This is a genomic window from Microbacterium sp. SORGH_AS_0428, assembly GCF_031453615.1.
Lineage (GTDB): Bacteria > Actinomycetota > Actinomycetes > Actinomycetales > Microbacteriaceae > Microbacterium.
Genome location: NZ_JAVIZT010000001.1, coordinates 2,788,577 through 2,808,672, shown reverse-complemented (window position 1 = coordinate 2,808,672; position 20,096 = coordinate 2,788,577). Strand labels below are relative to the sequence as shown.

Here is a 20,096-nt window from a genome sequence, read left to right as displayed (position 1 = left end):
ACCCCTTCGTGTCAAAGAGCATCGAAGTCAACGACCTCAACGTCTACTACGGCGACTTCCTCGCCGTCGAGGGCGTCGGCCTCCACATCCAGCCGCGCAGCGTCACGGCCTTCATCGGCCCGTCCGGATGCGGCAAGTCCACGTTCCTTCGCACCCTCAACCGCATGCACGAGGTGATCCCCGGCGCGCGCGTCGAGGGTGAGGTGCTGCTGGACGGCGAGAACCTCTACGGCCAGGGCGTCGACCCCGTGCTGGTGCGTCGCCAGATCGGCATGGTCTTCCAGCGCCCCAACCCGTTCCCCACGATGTCGATCCGCGAGAACGTGCTGGCCGGCGTGAAGCTGAACAACAAGCGCATCTCGAAGTCGGACGCGGATGCGCTCGTCGAGAAGTCGCTGCAGGGCGCCAACCTCTGGAACGAGGTCAAGGACCGCCTCGACAAGCCGGGCTCCGGCCTCTCCGGCGGTCAGCAGCAGCGTCTGTGCATCGCGCGTGCGATCGCCGTCTCCCCCGACGTGCTGCTGATGGACGAGCCCTGCTCGGCCCTCGACCCGATCTCGACCTACGCGATCGAGGAGCTGATCGACGAGCTCAAGAGCGAGTACACGATCGTGATCGTGACGCACAACATGCAGCAGGCGTCGCGCGTGAGCGACAAGACCGCGTTCTTCAACATCGCCGGCACCGGCAAGCCCGGAAAGCTCATCGAGTACGACGACACCTCCACGATCTTCACGACGCCGAGCGTGCAGGCCACCGAGGACTACGTCTCCGGCCGCTTCGGTTGATCCGACGGCACCCGTGAGGGGCGGTCGCGCTTCGGCGTGACCGCCCCTTCCGCGTGGGGCCCCGTTCTCCTGCCCGCGCCTGTGCCCCGGTGCCTCTGCCCGAGTTGCGTCGCATGTGCGCAGATGCACCACTTCTCCGCATCCGCCACAGTTGATCACTGTCGCGGGTGCACAGAAGTGTGGCACCTCCGCACCGACGAAGCCGTGCAGCGGCCGAGCGGATGGATGCGGGTCAGTCGCGCGGCGACAACAGGTAGGCGTTGAGCTCGGCGGTGAAGGCCGCGTCGTACGACAGCGGCGCGCCGTCGACGGATGTGATGCCGGCGGCGAGGCGCACGCTGGAGACGAGCCATGCCGCATCCGCTTCGCGTAGCGCGTCGACGCCGAGCGTGGCGTAGTCGGTCTCGAAACCGCGCTCGGCGAGGTGCGCGAACAGGCTGAGCTGCGTCGTGCCGTGCAGGATGCCCGCGCCGGGCGCGGGAGTGACGAACCGGTCCCCCTGACGAAGCACGAGAGAGGATGTGGGGCCCTCGAGCAGCACGCCGTCGCTGGTGACGAAGACCGCGTCATCCGCATCGCGACGGCGGGCCTCGCGAATCGCGGCCATGTTGGTCGCATACGACAGGGTCTTCGCGCCGAGCAGGAGCCACGGTGCACGCTCGGGGGCGCCGCTGTCGTATCCGCGGTCGAGCAGGACGACCCGGATGCCGTCACGGCGCACACGGGTGTTGTCTGGCGCCTCGGCGACCGTCACCCAGGCCGTCGGCGTGGGGCCGTGCTCGACCCCCCGGCTCAGGATGAGCTTGATGACGCACTCCCCCGCCGGGCATTCGGATGCGGCCGCCGCGACGGCCTGCTCCCACTGCACGAGGTTCGGCACGGGAAGATCGCACAGCCGCGCCGAGTGCGCGAGCCGCTCGAGGTGGGCGGACACCTCTTGAGCATGGCCGTCGACGACCCCGATCGACTCGAAGATGCCGTCGCCGCGCTGTGTGCTGAGCTCGCCCACGCTCAGCGCCGGCGCCGACGGATCGATCGGCGTGAACGTGCCGGAGTAGTCGGTGCGCGCGTCCTCGGATGCGGCGGGTGCGAGCAGGAGTGCGTATCGCCAGGCCATTCCCCGAGCCTACGCGGGCGGAATACCTCGCTGCGAGGCTCCGTTACACTGGAACAGCCGGGCCGCAGTAACCCCGGGCTCCAACTTCTGCCGCTGCGAGCGGCCTTGCGCCGAGAGGCGTTTCTGCGGCCTGGCACTTACTTTTTCTCGTCGCAGTCCTGCCGTCTCAGAGGGCTGACGGGATCACTAGCCTGGTCCCGTGCTGACGATCAAGGTCGACCGCGACTCCGTCGCGATGGGAGACGATGTCCAGAGCCATGCCGAGACCTGGGCGATGCCGGACGACGCAACGCTCGGCGAAGTGATCGTCCGCGCCGTGGAGGAGCTCTACCTCGCGTCTGTCGCGGGCCGCGTCGCCTGGACCTTCGAAGACAGTACGGGGCGACTGTTCGCCGTGATAGAGATCGACGGGGTGTCGCGGCCGCCCCGAGCGACCGTGCAGTCCCTGTGGTGGGCGGGACTACCGCGGCAGATCAGCGACGACGCCCGAACGAACGACGCCGGAGAGTACGCGTTCTTCTTCCGTTACCACTCCGGCGGTCGCAGTCTCGCCTGGGATGAGTTCCGTACGTGGGTCGTCCCGCACCGCAGCTAGCGCGCGGGGCGGACCGCTCACCTGGTCATGCGTCCTGCTCCAGATTCACCGGCTCGTCGTGGCGTTCCGCTCGTTCGGAGCGCGTCTGCAAAATCACGCGGAGCACGTTGATCACGTCATGGGGGTCCGTGTTCGTGGCGACCGCTTCGTCGACGAGCTCGCGGAGCTTCTTGATCACCGATCGCGGCAGCACCGCCGCGGAGTCTGCCACGCGGGTTCCGGCGGCGGTCCGGCTGATGACAAGTCCGTCCTGCTCGAGCATCTTGTATGCCTTCGCCGCAGTTCCTTGCGCGACCTTGAAGTCTGCGGCGGTTTGACGAACGGTGGGGAGCCGCTCGTTCGCACCTAACTGGCCGGAAACGATGAGTCCGCGAAGCTGCCGGTAGATCTCGATCGCCGAGCTGTTCTCATCCGTCGCCGCGGCTGTCGAACGAGCAGTCATCGTGTTGCCTCCGCTGTCGCGGGCAATACGTCTGCTTCCGTCAGGCTGCGCGTCACCCGCCGACGGCGCAGGCCAGCACCTGCGCCGAGCAGAAGCAGCGTGAAGCCTACGATCTCCAGGAGCGGGGCACCCCAGCCTGCGACGACCGCGAGTTCGGCGTATCGCCAGGTGACTTCGTAGGGGTTGTCGCCGTTCTGGCCCATCACGGTGAGTTGAGAGCCGGATCCTGCCCTCGCGACGAATCGCCAGGCTCCCGCGAGCGTGAGCAGCATCGCCGCAGCCGTCACGCGCGTGACGTTACGCGCGGTCTCGCGACGCGCTGACCGTTCGGCGACGAGGGTTTCCGTACGCAGATAGGGACGTGCAGCGTTGCGATCGAGCGCGAACCAGGCAACAGCGAGGAGGGCACCCAAGCTGACGAGCACCGGGACCCCGTAGGTCCATCCGTAGAACGGCAGACGAATCGGGTCGATCGCGCCTTCGTTGGGAACGGGGATGACCAGCCAGGTGTACTGTCCCCGCCCGTTGGGCGACGAAGCGATACCGGCCGAGACGGTCGTCGCGGTGAGGATGAGGGCGATGACTCCGAGGCCGATGAGCGCGAACCGGGAGCTGAAGCTCCCCCAACTTCGACGCTCAACGGAGACGACGGCAGCCTCCGCCGGCGTCGTCCCCCGAATCACGATGAGGGCAAGGAGGACGCCGACGCCGATGGCGGCGCATGCGATCGGGGTGGCGAACCGCCACCAGTGAAGCCGATCGACACCGGTGAGGATGTAGCCGCGGAGCACGTAGTCCGCGAAGAACACGACGATCAGCATGACCGCCACCACGCCGACTGCACGTTGCTCGGGAACATATCTTGCTCGAACCGATCGCGGTTCGACCACAGGCAGCCGGCCCGTTCCACCAACGCGTTCCCCTGCGAGGAGGCCGATGCCTCCCGCGAGCACCAGCGCCAAGACGAAGGAGACCGCAGGTTGCGAGAGGGCGGCGCCGATCAGCTGAGTCGGGTCGAACATGTTCGCGCTTGTCGAGGGCATCGCGCATCCAATCTCTCTTGTGCCACTTGTCTATCACAACTTGTGTCATGACAGCAGCACAATGTTGTCGCGTCCCGCCGGATCACCCGGAGTCACCGATCAGGCCGAGAGGCTCCCCGCGATGGGCCCGATCCTCACGCAGTGAAAGCTATGGCAGGCGCCAGATGCACTCGCCCTCATCGGTCGACTCTCCTGAGGGCTGCAGTCCCAACCAAACCGCGACGGATGCGGAAGCCGCGTGCTGCGGGTGGATCGACGCGGTGAACCGATCGACACCACGATCGCGCAGCCATGTCTGCATCATGAGGGCACTCCGAGTTGCCAGACCTCGACCCTGCCACTGGGTCCCGATCACCCACGCCAGTTCTGCGACGACCCGCCCCTGTCTCGGCGCAACTGTCGCTTGGACATACCCCACGGGCTCATCAGACATTCGGATGATCCAGTTCAACCACAGCTGCGAACCATCCGGGGAGACACCACCGGCTTGCCGGGCGTACCGCGCACGCAACGCATCGATTGTCGCCGGCTCACCGCCGGTGAAGGAATACAGTTCCCGGTCCTGCAACACGACGAACATCGCGTCCGCATCCACCGCCTGCAACGGGGTCAGAATGAGATCCCCCGACGTGATCGACTCTGCAACCATCACGAGCTGTTCATCCGGGGAAGCGCACACTGAATCGGCCTGACTTTCGTTCCGTTCTTCAAGCAAGGATGGAAGACGATGAACAGGAAGTATTCGCCGGAGATGCGTGAGCGGGCGCTCAGGATGTTGGCGGAGACGCGGCCGTCGCACCCGACCATGATGAGCGCCGCGCGGCATATGGCGGGGCTGTTGGGGATGAGTCCGGAGACGTTGCGACCGTGGCAGCGTCAGGCGGAGGTCGACGCGGGTGCCAAGGCCGGGCTGACAACGGATGCGGCGGCGGAGATCAAGCGGCTGCAGAAGGAGGTCTCGGAGTTGCGCAAGGCGAATGAGATCCTCAAGGCTGCGAGCGTGTTTTTCGCGAAGGAGCTCGACCGCCCCTGACCGTGATTATCCGGTTCATCAACGAACATCGGGATCGTTTCGGGGTCGAGCTCATCTGCCGGGTTCTCCGCCCGGCAGTTCAGGGGTTCCTCACCTCCCGCGGCTACGTCGCCAGGCTGCATGCGGAGAACTACGGCGTCTACGGGCGTCGGAAGATGCATGCGCTGATGCGCCGGCAGGGGTGGGGCATCGGCCGCGACCAGACCGAACGGCTCATGCGCCTCGCGGGGGTGCGTGGGGTGCGCAAATCGAAGCGGGCGTTCACTACGCGCGCCGACAAGACGGCGGTTCTGCCGAGTGATCTCGTGAACCGCCGCTTCACCGCTCCTGCGCCCAGGCGACTCTGGGTCTGCGACGTGACCTACGTCGCCACCTGGTCCGGTTTCGCCTATGTCGCGTTCGTCACCGATGTGTACTCGCGGCGCATCGTCGGGTGGAACGTCGCCTCCACGCTGCGGTCGGAGATCTTGCCGATGCAGGCACTCGACATGGCCGCCTGGACCGCAGGCGGTGATCTCACCGGGCTGATCCACCACGCGGATCATGGGTCGAACTACACCGCGATGGTCTACACCGAGCGGATCGTCGAGCTCGGCGCGGTCCCGTCCACGGGAACGGTGGGCGACTCGTTCGATAACGCGATGGCCGAGGCGGTGAACAACCTCTACAAAACCGAGCTGATCCGCCAGCGCGGCCCCTGGCGGACCGTCGAGCAGGTCGAGTTAGCGACCCTCGAGTGGGTGTGGTGGTGGAACAACTCCCGCCCCCACGGCGAGCTCGACATGCGCACCCCGATCGAGGTTGAACAGGCGTATTACGCTGACCTCAAATCAGCCAAACCGGCACCTGCCAGACAAGGCTCCCGATAGGAACGAAAATCAGGCCGATTCAGTCGTCCGCGACCAGTCCCGCACCGCGGAGGTACTTGAACACTGGAAACCAGCTACGAGTCGGAAACGTTGGCAGCAGCCGTTCTACGATCTCCGCTGCAGGGTACGCGCCGTCTGGGTTGTCCAAGACGTCCGCGAAGAGCTTGAGGCGCGGAAGACCGACGATCCCCTCGATCGCCATTTTCGCTCCGACTCCAAAAACCACCGATATGTCCTCGGCGGTTGCGGAGTCAATGTCCGCATAGGCAACGAGCCGGTCGCGCGGGTCGTTGGAGAGGACGATCTCGTAGACCTGCTCCTTGAGAATCCGCAGCCACTTCGCGGGAATCGCGCGTTCGCGCGCCCCCAGCGCGCCGAACACCTCGCGAAAGTCCGGAACGATCACGCGAGTGATCGGGATGGTCACACCATCCACCATGACGACCGTCTCCGAGATGGTCGCATCCCCGTTCTGCTTCCACTCGACAAAGATCAGCCGCTTCTGGAGCTTGTCGATGTTCTTCGCTCGGAGCCCTTGGACCAGCGAATGAAGGATGCCGTTGACGTTCGCGTCACCAAGGCTGTAGCCGAGGAACAGAACTGGGTGCTCTACGAAGATGGTGAGGAGTTTGGCGGCAAGATATGGGTTGCGGGCCTGATAGTCCTTGTAGTCCTCCTGCGTGAGAACGAGCGATTCGGGTTCCGCGGCGGAGCCGTGGATCATGTAGGTCTCCGCGATGCCTTGCGTGTCAGCAAACAGCAGTTGCTCTTGACCTACGAAGACCTCGAAGTCAGGAAACGCCTCCTTGAGCAGGCCGTCGTAGTTCGTTGTGATGATTCCGTCTACCGTGGCTTGGCGCAGTAGCTCCCACTCATCTGCAAGCTCCGCCGGGATCGTCGACTTTGCGAGCTCGTCATCAACGAAGCGAGACACTTCAATCTTCAGCGCCGATGCTCCATCCGTCTCAGCGCCGGAGTTCTCTTGCCGAGATGCCTCGTACTCGGGGGCGTTCCACCAGACCTCGTAGAACTCCTCTGCGATTTTGGATGCCGTTAGCGGCAGGTCACTTCCCGCGGCGCCGAGGTAGTACTCGTAGGGTTTGTCGGTGAAGCCGGCGAACCTCCGCAGCAGCCCCTCCCAGTTGGGCAGGCCCGCGTAGCGGCGCGTCAGACCGGCTCCGACAAAAAGGAACGGTCCTCCCAGCGGTCGAAGGTGCGCTTCCAGAGCGTCTCTTACATCCCCCACGGCAGAACACTATGGCTGTTTGGTCGGCGTCCCTGGCGCGACACGGTCCGCTCTGGACTGCCGGCCTAGTGAGGTACCCAGTACAAGACGTCCGCGTTTGGAATCGACTAGTGAAGTAGCGCCCAAGCGGCTGCAAAGACGGCAGGGGAGGTGATACCCATAGTGATGCGAACAGTCCGGGAGCGGAACAGCTCGATGAGAATCAACCGAACGGTCACACCCCAACCAGCCTGAGAGGCAAGGAGGCCAATCTCAGCATCTGATGTTGACCAATTCTTGTTCCGGGTCATCGGAACCTCCCAGTACACACATGAAGAAGCAGCTCGTTCTTGGACTCTGCATTTCGGTCCAGATGTGTGTTGGTGAGATTCCCGATCTTCACACGCGCCCGGCGTGCCAACGCCCCCATGATGCCACGTAGCGGTTCACTGAGCAACACGCCGGGGGAAGCGAATGTGAGTGACCAAGTACGCGCTTGGATCAGACCATCGCTGAGGCGCGAGGCCGCGAAGGACTGGCTGAGCTGACTTACTTCTGCGCCTCCTCCGGCGTGTCGGAGTCGTCGCCGGAGTATTCGTTGAGCTTTGCGAACAGGTTCTTATAGATCTGCTTGTACACGTGGGACCTGATCTCTGTTTTGGGCATGGGGTGGAAGCCTCGATCGCGGATGTATTTCGTTCCGCCGACTTCTTTGCCCCACAGCATTCGCGTCAACGGCGGGAAGATCTCGGAGGCGACGACCTCGGTCCCGCTACCGCCCGCCGCGTTGACGCAGTATCGAAAGCCGCCCAAAGCAATGTCGACAGCTGAACTTAGATGAGACGCATTGTTCGCCGTCATGCCGAACAGGAAGACGCGGTCCGACACGGGCACGTAACGGCCGTCGCTCATCTGTGGCCCGTTCTGGAAGAGGGACGCAAGATGAGTGTGCTGGTCGTCGTCCCGATCCATGAGGAACACCCCACCTGCGTTTTCTTCGGCGAGCAGACGGTAGTAGGCGTACGTGACGGTGTTCAGCGCCCACTTCTGTCGCGTATCGGTGGACTGGTGTTGTGCGATGTCGTGAAGTATCACGTACACGATTAGCCGAGCTCCGATTCGCTCTAGGGCCTCAACTCGCTGTGAACGGAGAACCCGCTCTTGATAGCCCGGCACCCGCGGTTACGGAGAAGAGTTCTCCACGCGCCCCGTTGGCTGCGCAAAGTCTCCGCGCTAACGGATGTGGAACATGCGGGAGGGCAGGGGGCAAAGAGCCCCCTGCCCTCCGGTGCAGCATTCTGCCTGCAGCCAGGTCACACGTCGCTGCCGTGTGGATTGAGCGTCACAGGTTCCAGCGCAGGCCGATGCTGAACGTCACCTGCTGAGTTCCGGGGCAATCCACTCCCTGAATGCAGAGGGTCTCGAGTCGGGTCGTGATCCAGAAGTTCCCTTGGGGGATCTCCGAGCTTCCGTTCGGTCTCGTGAAGGTCCGCCAGATTCCCTGGTTGACGCTGTTCGTGAGGTCGGCCCGCGCGATCTGGGTGGCTCCACTGGAGCTGCCGTTGCGAGCGCCCACTGCGAAGGCCGTCCAGGCCCCGCCCCAGCCTGACGTCGAGATCGACCGCGCCTGCATGCCGTTTGCCTGACGGCTGTTGTACCGAGGGTCGCCCCAGTACACGATCGACTTCCCCGACTGGGTCCCGCTGGTGTTCACCTCGTCTGCTGTTGCCGCAACGCTGCCGCCCACCGCCATGGTGGTGAGCAGCGCACTGACAATGGCCACGCGGGCGAGCTTCGAGATCTGAGAACGAATGGTCATCACTTCACCTCTCCGGTGTACAGCACACAGTTGTCGGCGTACTCGAGTGCGGAACTCGAGACGCCTTGACTGACCGCTTCGTCATCGATCACGCGCCGGTACTCCGAGTACTCGGAGCTCGACACCTCGGGAAGCTGTTCCTCGAACGACTCCGTGAGGGCCGCAGACAGCCGAGAGGAGGTTGCCGATCGAGCCTCCGCACTCGCGCTGCCGCTCAGTTCGCTCTTGAGCCACGAGCAACGCCAGTACTGCAGCGCGACCTGGTCGAACATGGTGTCCTCGTAGTACGTGTCGTCGCCAGCATCGTCTGTAGAGAAGATCCACGGAGGCGTCGTCGGGAACGCCTCGCCCGCGGGCAGCGCGAGCTCAGAGTTCTCGATGGCCGCAGTCCAAGCGTCGGCGACGTCAGCTTGCGCAACAAGGTTCCCCTGGACAGGCGCGGCCGGAATGGACGTGGCCGATGCGCCGGCGGCGATCGCTACTGTAGCGCCGAGCCCCGCCCCAACCCCCACAACCGCAGCGATCGAGAATGAGAGGACCTCACGAAGTGAGCCTCTCTTATCAGCAGGTTCGTTCCCTGAACTACTCGACCGCCTATTGAGAATTCGCATGCGTATGTTTCCCCCATATCGATGTGATTAGTCGCCCAATAGGCTTGAGGTCACCCTGCCAGAAAAATCGACCACGCGGGGATAAAAGTTGAAAACCGCTCAGATTACGTTCGTGCTTCGGTGCGCGCGCCGAGTCGCTTCGTGCTGTACCGTTCGGGGCATGATGTCTACCAAGCGCCTGAGTAAGCTTCTGTTGATTCCTTGTGTTCTCGCAGCCACCGTCATCACCGCAGCTGGATGTGCGAGTAACACGCCCGCGGAAGCTACGACACAGTCTGCTCCCGCGCCCTCCCCGACAACCGCCCAAGCTCCGAACCCGGAAGCTGACGGGCTGCCGAGCGCGTCTTGGGAGTGTGGAGAATTGAGCACCCTCGACGGCATGCTCGTACGCACAGAGTTCCAGCACAACGCGGGTGAGCTTGACGATGCCTCGTATGAGGCGCGCCTGGGAGCGATCCAGGAAGCCTGGCTGTATCCAGTTGTCGGGCAGACCAAGGTTTCCAGTGCAATCACGGCGGTGAGTGCGGCTGCCAAGGAGGGCGTCGGCCCGGAGAACGCTTCGTTCCAGACGGCGATGGAGTCGGCAAAGGCCGCCTGCGCCGGAGCGGGATCCTTGACGTCCTTTGCTGCGCTACCTGGCATGGGTGGATAGCGCATCTTGGCGCGAACTCAAGCACAAGTTCGTCCGGGCATGTATCACCGCAGTGCCGGCCGTGTCCCCCAAACGGCCTACAGACGGGGCCGTCGGATTCTCGGTAGAGATGTTCTGGGGGTCAGATCTTATGCATTCATGCACAAGGGATCAGAGGCTTATACTTCACAAATCGTCGAGCATGGATTTTGGATTGTTCGGTGCGCTCCCGTGAGGACCTACGTACTCACGCTCATTGGTTCGTGAGTACGAGTGGTCGTCTACTTCGGGCCCTTTAGCTACGTCGACAACGTCACCGAGAACGTCGGCAGGATATCGGGAGGGTATCGATATGGATCGTCTTGCACATGCACAAATCTCGAGGCGCGCACTTCTGCAAGGTACAGCCGTCGTTACGGCCGGCGTTGCCGTGAGTCTTGGCGGGGGCTCCTCGGCTTCTGCGTCCACACGTCCGACCACTGCGACCGATCCACTGGCGGATCGCCTGACGCTTGCAACAGCCGACCTGTTCAACCAGAGCTGGACGCAACGCTTCGTGCCGGGAATCCCTGTGCGGTACGTGCTCGCGCCACTGGCCGCCGCAGCGACGCTCACCATGTCATGGGATCAAAGGTTGTTCAGAGTTCGCAGCGTCATCGCGACCACCATCTCCACCGTCAGGCAACTCCTGCCAAAGAGTTCGGTCTTGGGAGCAGTCGAGGTGCAGGTGACTCCGGACGTTCTGGAGATCGCGTTCCAAGTCGAGACGCTTAACGCCTATCCGAACGAGAACCTTTCGGACCCGAAGCCCGCAACGTTGGTTCTGCGCGATGGAGATCGAAACGAGCTTGAACGGTGGACGGATCCATTGACGGGAAGCGATTGCCTGGCGTGGGGCGTCGAAGGCTCTGTGAGCTGGATCTGTCACGAGGGATGGATCGTGCCCGCACGCGTCGCGCTCGTGAGCGTAGGCCCATTCGATGCCCCTGCCAACCTTCGGGTGGACGTCTCCTACCCAGATGTGCCCAGCGCGCCCGTACTCGTCGACCCCTCCTCTCCCGAAGCGCTGAACCCACGTGCTGTTGACGCTGTCGCGGCGCCGCTGCCTGGGACGTTTGAAGTTGTTTCTGCCGATGGCATCAGCTATCTCAGCCTCACAACTACCGCACCGCTTCCACCGGATACGGGGCTGGACCTCTTGTTCGAGATCGACACCTCCGACGCCAGTCCCCGAACGTTCGAGTTCGTGCCGCGGATGATCATCAGTGCGCCAGAGGGAGGACACGACATGCGCAATACGGGGAGACTCTCTGACTTTCCCGTGACGCCCTCTGGCGAACAGCTGAGTAGCTACGAGCTACCCCCGACTGCATAAGCAACAATCGTCACGAAGATCAGGACGCACAATGGCAGATCCCTGGGTTCAGAATACTCAGTTGTGGTACAACACCACCTACGGCAACAGGGCCGGCTTTCAGACGATCACAGTCGACGGCCAATCTGGCTGGCAGACGATGTATGCACTCACGCGAGCTCTTCAGTCTGAGCTGGGCATCACTACTCTCTCAGACAACTTTGGTGCCGGCACTCTAGCGGCCCTCACTTCGTTCGGCGCGATTACCGCCGCGAACCCTGCCTCCACCCCCGCGAACATCGTCAAGATCGCTCAGGGCGCTCTGTACTGCAAAGGCTACAATGCAGGAAACGGAGCACTCACCGGCGTCTGGGACGCGATGTCGCGTTCAGCGGCTAGTAGCCTGCGCGGCGACCTGGGTTTGAGCTCAGGATCAAGTGACCTGCTGCCCAAACTATTCAAGTTCTTGCTAACCATGGACGCGTCAGTTATGACCAGTGGTGGCGACTCCGTGATCCGCGCTGGACAACGGGCCATGAACGCCCGCTACTTCTCACGCAGAGACTTCTACATCGTCGCGGCTGACGGTCATTTCACGCGCGACATACATCGAGCGCTCATGTTCTCCCTTCAGTATGAGTTAAACATGGATGATGGCGTCGCCAACGGAAACTTCGGCCCAGGCACGAAGTCCGGACTGCAGTCGAACGCGAATCTCTCGGTCGGTTCCACTGATACCTCCAAGTACTTCGTGCACTGGTTCAACTTCATCTTGAGGATCAACGGATACGCCACGACGTTCTCCGGCTCGTTCACGTCGTCGACGGCGGCCCTCGTCAGCGACTTCCAGTCCTTCGTCGGCCTTCCCTCTTCCGGAACTGGAAACTTGGCAACTTGGGCTTCATTGCTGGTCAGTACCGGGGATCCTGACCGAGCAGGGACAGGGGCGGACTGTATCACCACCCTCACAAGCGCTCGATTGAGCACGCTTCGGAGTGCGGGGTACACGCATTTCGGTCGTTACTTGACTAACACACCCGATGATGATCCGGACAAGTGCCTCAAATGGGGAGAGGCGGAGCGAATCCTGCAAGCGGGCGGGCGCATCTTCCCGTTGTTCCAAACGGGGGGCGGGACACCTTCGCACTTCACTTACGATAGGGGTAAGCAAGTCGCCGAAGAAGCGGGAAATGCAGCCTGGGCATACCGCCTCCCAGCCAATTCCATTGTGTACTTCTCTGTTGACTACGATGCGTACGATTGGGAGGTAACGGATAAGGTCATTCCATACTTTCAAGGCATTCGCGATTTCCTTAGCGGATCCTCAAGCGTTTACCGCGTTGGCATTTATGGCCCTCGAAATGTATGCGCTCGCGTATCGAATGCAGGGCTCGCTGTTTCCAGTTTTGTCTCGGATATGTCAACCGGATACAGTGGAAACCTTGGGTACCGGCTCCCGGAGAACTGGGCGTTCGACCAGATACAGACTCGCACGGTCGGCAGCGGTTCCGGTGCAGTCGAGATCGACAAGAACATCGTGTCGGGAAGAGACAGTGGCGTATCCGGGCTTGCTCCCCAGATTGGGGTTGGTAACGACCCACTGATCCCTTCAAATCGTATGAACGCCTTCGAAGAACAGTGGTTCGGCGCTTGCACGAGGTATCCCGATTCGGCGCCTCAACTACAAGTAATGCTGCTCAACAAACCGACCGTGCGGGCGCGAGTTGAGCAACATGATGCATTTATCACGTCGCTCGCGGCACAGTACGGAGTTTACAAGGCGTTGATCATGACTCCGCTGATATGGGAGTCGATGGTCATTAACGCACTAGACGACGCTGCAGATGCTGCAGTTCGCACCCACTACGCGCTCCTTGAGCAAACTGGAAGCGCGGATCCAGCGACTCCTGATGACAGCTCGACCGGACCGTGCCAAGTTTTCGCGAGGACAGCCATCGCGGCACGCAAGTTCGCCGTCAACAACGGCTTGCTGAGCGAGCCGATCTACAACTCAGACGTGTGGCAGGACGTGTGGGAGGTGTGGAGGAAACTCAACACCGATGAGGAGTACAACATCGCGACAGCGATGTTCGTAATGATGCATGCCGCAAACACGATGTCTGGACTCGTCCCGTCGGAGTTGCGGCAGATGACGCCCAGTCAGGTGATTCGCATGTGCTACGGATACAACGGAGACATGTTCTACGGCCGCAACAGAGCCCAGCTCTACTACCAGATTCACAGGTGGCATGACTCGTTCAGATGACCGCTCAAGCACTTCCAGCGATAACGGCTCCACTACCTGGACCTCGGACACCGCGCGGAGCATCTTTTGGAGCTGGTCAGTAATCGGTCTCATTTTGCTGACGGCGGCGTGGTTCTGGTATGGCGCGTCCTACTTCGAAGAGATGTCCGACGCGTGTAAGTCACGCGTGGCGGGATCGTCGGGAGCCGGAACCGGGCTACTGCTGGGGGCTGTGCCTCTTGTCCTGGCATATTTCGTAGCCTTCGTGCCTCTGATTTTCATTGGGGCGACGCGTAGAGTGCGTCGGCTCAATGGCGTGTGGATGTCCTTTGCTGTGCTTCTGGCTCAGAGCGCGGTTGCAGTCGCGCTTAACGAGCTGTTCTGGGCGGGGCAGTTGTTCCAGATGTCGGCGTCCGCGGCATCGTGTGGCTAACGCAGACGCATGACGGCGCACTTCGGTTATCGCCTTCGACTCGTAAGCCCGTTCCCGTTGGGGCTGACAGAGGCGTTGACTGTTGGGGCCACACGGTGCCGCATCTCGGCGTCCGTGACTTCGTTCACGAGCACACCTGGTCATGACCCGGTTTCCCGGAACTGCAGCTGAGGAGTGGCGGCCTGTTGTTGGTGTCTGTTCTCGAACTCTAGTGGGGTGGCCCAGCCGAGCGATCCGTGTCGGCGTCGTCGGTTGTGGAAGCCCTCGATGTACTCGAAGATCGCGTTGGCGAGTTCGACCTTGGTGGACCATCGGCGGCGGTTGAGGAGTTCGACTTGCATGCGTGCCCAGAACGACTCGACCACGGCGTTGTCGTACGGGTCGCCGACCGTGCCGAGCGAGGGCAGGAGGCCCGCGTTTCGGGCGCGCGAGGTGAATGCCCACGAGGTGAATTGCGTGCCGTGATCCCCGTGGATGATGGTTCCCGGTTCCGGCCGGCGGGAGTCGATCGCCATTCCGAGCGCGTTCGTCGCGAGCTCTGCTCGTTGCGTGGTGTCGATCGCCCATCCCACGACGCGTCGGCTGAACACGTCGAGAACGACGCAGCAGTAGAGCTTCCCTTCTCGCGTCGGATGCTCCGTGATGTCGGTCACCCAGAGCCGGTTCGGCCCGTCTGCGTGGAAGCGACGGCGAACGAGGTCGGTGACGGTGACCTGACGCGGGACGCGCTTGGAGCGGCGACGTAACGGGAGCCCGACCAGCCCAGATCGCCGCATCAGCAGGGCGACCGTGTTCTGGCTGACTGTGATCTCGTGGGAGCGTTGCAGTTCCGCGCGCACCCGCATCCGCCCGTAGGTGCCGTAGGACGCTTCGTGGATCTGCCCGATCAGGTCGGTCAGGCACGCGTGCCGGATCGACCGTGGTGAGGGTGCGCGGGACTTCCACTCGTAGTAGCCCGACGTCGAGACACCGAGTGCGAAGCACGCTTTCCGGATTCGGACTCCGTCAGTGTGGAGTTCGTCCACGAGACGGAACCGGTCTTTTGGGGGCACCACCTGCTCTACCGCCGCGGCCGCTTTGCGGAGGATCTTATTCTCTTCCTCCAGCTCGCGGATGCGCCGGTTCGCGGCAGCCAGCTCAGCCGACGGTGCACGACCAGACGCGGGTTTCACGCCGCGGTCGACAAGGTCTTGCTGCTTCCAGCGGTAAAGGCAGGATTGCGCGATGCCCAGCGTCGCGGCGACGTCGACGACGGTGCGCCCCGATCTCACCAGCTCGAGCGCGCGCTCACGGAACTCGGACGGATACGGTCTCGGCATACGACTACTTCTCCTCTCAGAAGCAGCCACATCCTCTCAACCAATCGTTCCGGGAAACCGAGGCAAGACCAAACCGTCCGGGAAACCGGGTCAGGCTCCAATGATCGTGGATGCCATGTGGCCGTCGCTCCACATCGACGATGAAGAGGGCGGTGTCGTGGCTCATGGAGAACTGCACGAGCCCGTCGCGCGGCTCGAGAGGGCTGCAGCGGAGTACAAGGCGGACAAAGTGAAGAGCGCCAGCCAAACGGCTGACGCTCTCGATGAAACAGCAAGCGACCTTTATCTTCAGGTCGTTTGTTCGAATAGTGCGGATGTGGTGGGCCCCGTGGGGCTCGAACCCACGACCCGCGGATTAAAAGTCCGATGCTCTACCGACTGAGCTAGAGGCCCGTGACCTCCAGCCTACTGTTTCGAAAGAGCTCTGTTCGCCGCATCCGCTGCCCGTCGGTCGCGCACGGAGCGCGGGTACCCTTGAGGGGATGACTGACGAGCAGCGGCCCTTCCACAAGCCCATTCGGCGTCCCGCCGAACTGTTCGACCGCCTGTTCTCGGGCGACGATCCCGCCGAAGTGTCGCGCATCGCGCACTCGACGGCCGCCGCTCTCCTCGCCCGCGTTCGCGCGGATCCGGATGCGGAGGTCGTCGACCGCTTGGTGTCGTTCGCGACCGAGCACGGCATCGACGACGTCGCCGAGTTGTGGTCGCGTGCACCTGCGCGCTCACTGCCGGGCGCGCTCTGGCGCCTCTACCTGCTCCAGGCGATGATCCACGACGACCCGCGCACCGCGGCGCTCCTGTACGAGCGTGGCCGCACTGCCCTCTCATCGATCGACGACCTGGTCGCGGGCGCGCCGGCGCCGGCAGGCCCCGAGGAACTGGTGGCGCTGATCGACATGATCCTGCGCGGGCTCTTCGAGGGCGACTTCGCCGTCGCTCTCGAGCGTGCCGCAGCGTTCTGCCGCGTGACGGCGGCGGGCGCGGTGCAGCTCGCCGACGACTACGAGACGAGCGAGCCGGAGCGGGCTTCCTCCTTCACCACGCGGGCCCTTCGTCTGACCACCTACGCGGAGGACCTCACCGCATCCGCCTCGCTCTGGCGTCGCGACAACCTCACCTGACCCCTCCTTCACCGCGAGACTGCGTTTCGAGCACGAGATCACGGTGTTTACCCGTGATCTCGTGCAGGAGATGCAGTCTCGCGGGGGCGGAGACGCAACCGACCCAGCGCCCCCGAAGTTGCGGCGGGTCGCAGCGCACCCGTATCGTTCTGTTTTCAGAACGGTGGTGAGACATGGACGACTCGGTGGGCACGCGCCTGCGACGGCTCCGCGAGGACCGCGGCATGTCGCTCTCCTCGCTCGCTCGCGTGAGCGGGATCGGCAAGGGCACGATCTCCGAGCTGGAGAACGATCGCCGAGGTGCACGCCTCGACACCCTGTTCGCCCTGACGACCGCACTCGACGCACCCCTGGGCGCCCTCGTCTCCGGCAGCGGGGCCGACGCTCAGCCGGTGACCGGCGCCTCCGTATCCGCGACGCTGCTCGGCAGATGGACGGTGGGCGCGACCCTGGTCGAGGCCTACCGTGCCACTCTCATGCCCGATCGCCAGGAGTCCGCCGCGCACGCTCACGGCATCGAGGAGACGGTCACCGTCATCCGCGGGCGAGTCCGCGTCGGGCCGAGAGGTGGCGAGCAGGAGCTGGGCGTCGGCGAGAGCCTCCGCTACTCGGGGGATGTGCCACATCGGTTCCAGGCACTCGACGACACCGCCGACGTGATCCTGCTCATGCACTATCCATCACACACCGGCTCCGAGGAAGGACATCTCACCCATGACCGATGACCAGCAGAACCTGCCCGAACGGAGCCGGATCGTCCAGCAGCACCTGGCGGATGCGGGGATCGCCTCGCGGGTGCGCGAACTCCCCGATTCGACCCGCACCGCCGCCGACGCCGCTGCCGCACTCGGATGCGTGGTCGGAGCGATCGCGAGCAGCCTCCTGTTCCTGGCCGACGACGAACCGGTGCTGGTGATGACCAGCGGTCGGCATCGCGTCGACACCGACATCCTGGCGGCTCAGCTGGAGGCCGCGACGATCGTCATGGCTTCGGCGAAGCAGGTTCGCGCGATCACCGGCCAAGCCATCGGCGGCGTGGCGCCGGTGGGACATCCCGCACCGATCCGAACCGTGATCGACACGGCTCTGAGCGACTACGAGACGATCTGGGCAGCGGGCGGCACGCCGCACACGGTCATGCCGCTGACGTTCGAGCAGCTCGCAGCGCTGACCGGCGGGTCGCCGGTGCGGGTGGCGACGGACTGATCGGCGAGCATGCTCGGCGCTAGGCCCGGGCGGCCTCGCCGAGTATCTCGCGCACACTCGTCTCCGGCCGCAGATCCAGACGGCGCAGGAGCTGCGCGTTGACCGCCACCACGACGGTCGACGCCGACATCAGGATCGCTCCGACCGACATCGGAAGCACGAATCCCAGAGGCGCCAGCACCCCCGCCGCCAACGGCACCGACAGCAGGTTGTACCCCGCCGCCCACCAGAGGTTCTGCGTCATCTTCCGGTAGGACGCACGAGAGAGCTGGATGACGGACAGCACCGAACGCGGATCAGAACCGGCCAGGATCACCCCGGCCGAGGCGATCGCCACGTCGGTCCCGGCACCGATCGCGATGCCGACGTCGGCCTGCGCGAGAGCGGGCGCATCGTTGACGCCATCGCCGACCATCGCGACGACCCGCCCCTCGGACTGGAGCTCTCTCACCCTGTCACCCTTGTCCTCAGGACGGACGCCCGCGAAGACGCGATCGATGCCGAGCTCCCTGGCCACGGAGTTCGCCACGGCCTCCGCGTCGCCCGTGATCATCACGACCTCGCGCCGCAGCGCGTGCAGCGCATCGATCGCCTGACGAGATTCCGCACGCACGGCGTCAGCGAGGCGCAACGCGCCGATCACGTCCCCATCGGCGAGCACGTGCAGGATGATGGCGCCTTCCTCTCGCCAGACATCGGCGACAGGCAACTCCCGCGCGTCCTCTTCGGTCAGAAGATTCGGTCCACCGACCCTGATCGTCCTCCCGTCGACCGTCGCCGAGACGCCGACGGCCGGAGAGGAGCTGACATCCGAAGCGCTCGGGATGCGTGCGCCACGTTCGCGGGCTGAAGCGACGATGGCACGGGCGATCGGATGCTCGGATTCGGACTCCGCAGCGGCCGCGAGGGCGAGCACGTCGTCGCGGGTCAGGTGCCCTGTGCTCTCGATGCCGGTCACGGTGGGCTCGCCCTTCGTCAGCGTGCCGGTCTTGTCGAACAGCACGGTGTCGACGACGCGCATCCGCTCGAGCGCGAGGCGGTCCTTGATCAGGACGCCACCGCGGGCCGCGCGCTCCGTCGCGATCGAGACGACGAGCGGGATGGCGAGCCCGAGCGCATGCGGGCAGGCGATGACGAGAACCGTGATCGTCCGCACCACCGCCTCATCGGGCAGCCCGACCAGGCTCCACACGACAGCCGTCACGACCGCAGCGCCGAGCGCGAACCAGAACAGCCATGCCGCGGCCCGATCCGCGATCCGCTGAGCCCGCGACGACGAGTTCTGTGCTTGGGCGACGAGACGCTGGATACCGGCGAGAGCCGTACCGTCGCCGACCGCAGTGATCTGGACCCGGATCGACGAGTCGGTCGCGATGGTTCCGGCCACCACCGCCGCGCCCTCGGCGCGGGGTACTGTGCGAGATTCCCCCGTGATCATCGATTCGTCCATGCTGGCCGAGCCGGCGACGACGCGACCATCGGCCGGAACGCGTCCGCCGGGGCGCACCACGACGACGTCGCCGACCCGGAGGTCGGAGGGGGCGACCGTTCGTGTGTCATCGCCGTCGACGACCTCAGCCTCGTCCGGCAGCAAGGCCGCCAGGGAGTCGAGGGCCGACGTCGTCTGCGCAAGTGAGCGCATCTCGATCCAGTGGCCGAGCAACATGATGACGATCAGAAGCGCCAGTTCCCACCAGAAGTCGAGCTCGTGATCGAGGAGCCCGAGGCTCGCACCGAGTGATGCGACGAACGCGACCGTGATGGCGAGTGCGATCAGCAGCATCATCCCTGGTCGGAGCGCTCGCACCTCCGGACACCGCGCCGGTGAGGAACGGCCATCCGCCCCAGAAGTACATGACCGCACCCAGCAGTGGGGAGACCCATCCGACCCAGGCGCCGTCGGGAAGCGGATAGCCGAGCAGCATCGAGAACATGCCCGAGAAGGCGACCACCGGCACCGCGATCACGAGCATCACCCAGAAGAGCCGACGGAATCGAGTGACATGGTCACCGTGACCTGCGTGCCCACCATGCGCGTGCCCGCCGTGCGTCATACCGGCGTGCTGATCGTGCACCTCGGTTTCGTGACGTGCCGCTTCGGTGCGATGCGGCATGTGCTCGTGCGACATCCTGCCCTCCCTCCGCGGACGGCGCCCGCGGGTTCAGGATACCCCCCTGGGGTATCCTAGGGCCGCGCGGCACTGATGACCGCCCTGGCGGTCACCCTTGGACGCAAGGACGGGCG

18 protein-coding genes, 1 tRNA gene and 1 pseudogene are annotated in these 20,096 nt (G+C 64.0%); 9 read left to right on the top strand and 11 right to left on the bottom strand.

Features of this window, described 5'->3' with window-relative positions; all coding sequences use genetic code 11:
- The first annotated feature begins 8 nt into the window (after positions 1-8).
- The gene (gene pstB, locus QE374_RS13635) at positions 9-788 is read left to right on the top strand and encodes a phosphate ABC transporter ATP-binding protein PstB (protein WP_137417695.1); all 780 of its coding nucleotides are present in this window, start codon (positions 9-11) and stop codon (positions 786-788) included.
- 232 nt (positions 789-1,020) lie between these two features.
- Here pstB and QE374_RS13630 read toward each other — a convergent pair whose 3' ends face one another.
- Positions 1,021-1,905, bottom strand: coding sequence for an aminodeoxychorismate lyase (locus QE374_RS13630; protein ID WP_309735713.1), 885 nt, complete (start codon positions 1,903-1,905; stop codon positions 1,021-1,023).
- A gap of 199 nt (positions 1,906-2,104) precedes the next feature.
- On the opposite strand from QE374_RS13630, the gene QE374_RS13625 reads away from it, so the two are divergent.
- A complete protein-coding gene (locus tag QE374_RS13625; RefSeq protein WP_309735711.1) occupies positions 2,105-2,500 on the top strand; it encodes a hypothetical protein in 396 nt (131 codons plus the stop codon).
- 25 nt (positions 2,501-2,525) lie between these two features.
- Here QE374_RS13625 and QE374_RS13620 read toward each other — a convergent pair whose 3' ends face one another.
- The 3 genes from QE374_RS13620 to QE374_RS13610 all read right to left on the bottom strand — a co-directional run bounded on the left by QE374_RS13620 (position 2,526) and on the right by QE374_RS13610 (position 4,700).
- The gene (locus QE374_RS13620; protein WP_309735708.1) at positions 2,526-2,942 is read right to left on the bottom strand and encodes a GntR family transcriptional regulator; all 417 of its coding nucleotides are present in this window, start codon (positions 2,940-2,942) and stop codon (positions 2,526-2,528) included.
- Positions 2,939-3,985 (bottom strand): hypothetical protein, encoded by a 1,047-nt coding sequence (locus tag QE374_RS13615; protein WP_309735706.1) that lies wholly within the window; start codon positions 3,983-3,985, stop codon positions 2,939-2,941. The genes QE374_RS13620 and QE374_RS13615 overlap by 4 nt, the downstream gene beginning before the upstream one ends.
- A gap of 148 nt (positions 3,986-4,133) precedes the next feature.
- Positions 4,134-4,700 (bottom strand): GNAT family N-acetyltransferase, encoded by a 567-nt coding sequence (locus QE374_RS13610; RefSeq protein ID WP_309735704.1) that lies wholly within the window; start codon positions 4,698-4,700, stop codon positions 4,134-4,136.
- Positions 4,701-4,712: 12 nt separating this feature from the next.
- Here QE374_RS13610 and QE374_RS13605 point away from each other — a divergent pair.
- Positions 4,713-5,887 (top strand): IS3 family transposase gene (locus QE374_RS13605; protein WP_309735702.1). Its coding sequence is split into 2 segments (ribosomal slippage): positions 4,713-4,998 and positions 4,998-5,887, totalling 1,176 coding nucleotides; the frame shifts between segments, so codons are not numbered across the junction.
- A 19-nt stretch (positions 5,888-5,906) separates the two neighbouring features.
- On the opposite strand, the gene QE374_RS13600 is transcribed toward QE374_RS13605, so the two are convergent.
- The 4 genes from QE374_RS13600 to QE374_RS13585 all read right to left on the bottom strand — a co-directional run bounded on the left by QE374_RS13600 (position 5,907) and on the right by QE374_RS13585 (position 9,542).
- Positions 5,907-7,133, bottom strand: a complete 1,227-nt coding sequence (locus tag QE374_RS13600) for an SIR2 family protein (protein ID WP_309735700.1) — start codon at positions 7,131-7,133, stop codon at positions 5,907-5,909.
- Between the two features lie 528 nt (positions 7,134-7,661).
- Complete coding sequence (locus QE374_RS13595; protein ID WP_309735698.1) at positions 7,662-8,213, bottom strand: hypothetical protein; 552 nt, start codon at positions 8,211-8,213, stop codon at positions 7,662-7,664.
- Between the two features lie 241 nt (positions 8,214-8,454).
- Positions 8,455-8,931 carry a hypothetical protein gene (locus QE374_RS13590; protein WP_309735696.1) on the bottom strand — a complete coding sequence of 159 codons (477 nt, stop codon included), beginning with the start codon at positions 8,929-8,931 and terminating at the stop codon, positions 8,455-8,457.
- The gene (locus QE374_RS13585; protein ID WP_309735695.1) at positions 8,931-9,542 is read right to left on the bottom strand and encodes a hypothetical protein; all 612 of its coding nucleotides are present in this window, start codon (positions 9,540-9,542) and stop codon (positions 8,931-8,933) included. The genes QE374_RS13590 and QE374_RS13585 overlap by 1 nt, the downstream gene beginning before the upstream one ends.
- 361 nt (positions 9,543-9,903) lie before the next feature.
- On the opposite strand from QE374_RS13585, the gene QE374_RS13580 reads away from it, so the two are divergent.
- The 3 genes from QE374_RS13580 (at position 9,904) to QE374_RS13570 (ending at position 13,793) form a co-directional block, all read left to right on the top strand.
- Positions 9,904-10,194 (top strand): hypothetical protein, encoded by a 291-nt coding sequence (locus QE374_RS13580; protein ID WP_309735693.1) that lies wholly within the window; start codon positions 9,904-9,906, stop codon positions 10,192-10,194.
- A gap of 331 nt (positions 10,195-10,525) precedes the next feature.
- Positions 10,526-11,548 (top strand): hypothetical protein, encoded by a 1,023-nt coding sequence (locus tag QE374_RS13575; protein WP_309735691.1) that lies wholly within the window; start codon positions 10,526-10,528, stop codon positions 11,546-11,548.
- A gap of 61 nt (positions 11,549-11,609) precedes the next feature.
- Complete coding sequence (locus QE374_RS13570) at positions 11,610-13,793, top strand: glycoside hydrolase domain-containing protein (protein ID WP_309735689.1); 2,184 nt, start codon at positions 11,610-11,612, stop codon at positions 13,791-13,793.
- Positions 13,794-14,345: 552 nt separating this feature from the next.
- On the opposite strand, the gene QE374_RS13565 is transcribed toward QE374_RS13570, so the two are convergent.
- Together QE374_RS13565 and QE374_RS13560 are read right to left on the bottom strand one after the other, a co-directional pair.
- On the bottom strand, positions 14,346-15,524 hold the full coding sequence (locus QE374_RS13565) for an IS3 family transposase (RefSeq protein ID WP_309735688.1): 1,179 nt from the start codon (positions 15,522-15,524) through the stop codon (positions 14,346-14,348).
- Positions 15,525-15,841: 317 nt separating this feature from the next.
- Positions 15,842-15,917: transfer RNA gene (locus tag QE374_RS13560), tRNA-Lys, on the bottom strand.
- Between the two features lie 89 nt (positions 15,918-16,006).
- Here QE374_RS13560 and QE374_RS13555 point away from each other — a divergent pair.
- The 3 genes from QE374_RS13555 (at position 16,007) to QE374_RS13545 (ending at position 17,851) form a co-directional block, all read left to right on the top strand.
- Positions 16,007-16,645, top strand: a complete 639-nt coding sequence (locus QE374_RS13555) for a DNA-directed RNA polymerase subunit beta (protein ID WP_309735686.1) — start codon at positions 16,007-16,009, stop codon at positions 16,643-16,645.
- A 173-nt stretch (positions 16,646-16,818) separates the two neighbouring features.
- A complete protein-coding gene (locus QE374_RS13550; protein WP_309735685.1) occupies positions 16,819-17,370 on the top strand; it encodes an XRE family transcriptional regulator in 552 nt (183 codons plus the stop codon).
- Positions 17,360-17,851: a YbaK/EbsC family protein gene (locus QE374_RS13545; RefSeq protein ID WP_309735683.1), complete on the top strand. Its 492-nt coding sequence runs from the start codon at positions 17,360-17,362 to the stop codon at positions 17,849-17,851. Before QE374_RS13550 ends, QE374_RS13545 begins: the two co-directional genes overlap by 11 nt.
- 19 nt (positions 17,852-17,870) lie before the next feature.
- Here QE374_RS13545 and QE374_RS13540 read toward each other — a convergent pair.
- A pseudogene (locus QE374_RS13540) lies at positions 17,871-19,980 on the bottom strand (heavy metal translocating P-type ATPase).
- Positions 19,981-20,096 lie beyond the last annotated feature (116 nt).

Bases quoted from the DNA above. Each gene is read 5' to 3' on its own strand.
- QE374_RS13585 (WP_309735695.1), bottom strand. From the start codon at position 9,542: ATGCGAATTCTCAATAGGCGGTCGAGTAGTTCAGGGAACGAACCTGCT.
- QE374_RS13590 (WP_309735696.1), bottom strand. From the start codon at position 8,931: ATGACCATTCGTTCTCAGATCTCGAAGCTCGCCCGCGTGGCCATTGTC.
- QE374_RS13555 (WP_309735686.1), top strand. From the start codon at position 16,007: ATGACTGACGAGCAGCGGCCCTTCCACAAGCCCATTCGGCGTCCCGCC.
- QE374_RS13550 (WP_309735685.1), top strand. From the start codon at position 16,819: ATGGACGACTCGGTGGGCACGCGCCTGCGACGGCTCCGCGAGGACCGC.
- QE374_RS13620 (WP_309735708.1), bottom strand. From the start codon at position 2,942: ATGACTGCTCGTTCGACAGCCGCGGCGACGGATGAGAACAGCTCGGCG.
- QE374_RS13545 (WP_309735683.1), top strand. From the start codon at position 17,360: ATGACCGATGACCAGCAGAACCTGCCCGAACGGAGCCGGATCGTCCAG.
- QE374_RS13575 (WP_309735691.1), top strand. From the start codon at position 10,526: ATGGATCGTCTTGCACATGCACAAATCTCGAGGCGCGCACTTCTGCAA.
- QE374_RS13565 (WP_309735688.1), bottom strand. From the start codon at position 15,524: ATGCCGAGACCGTATCCGTCCGAGTTCCGTGAGCGCGCGCTCGAGCTG.
- QE374_RS13615 (WP_309735706.1), bottom strand. From the start codon at position 3,985: ATGCCCTCGACAAGCGCGAACATGTTCGACCCGACTCAGCTGATCGGC.
- QE374_RS13630 (WP_309735713.1), bottom strand. From the start codon at position 1,905: ATGGCCTGGCGATACGCACTCCTGCTCGCACCCGCCGCATCCGAGGAC.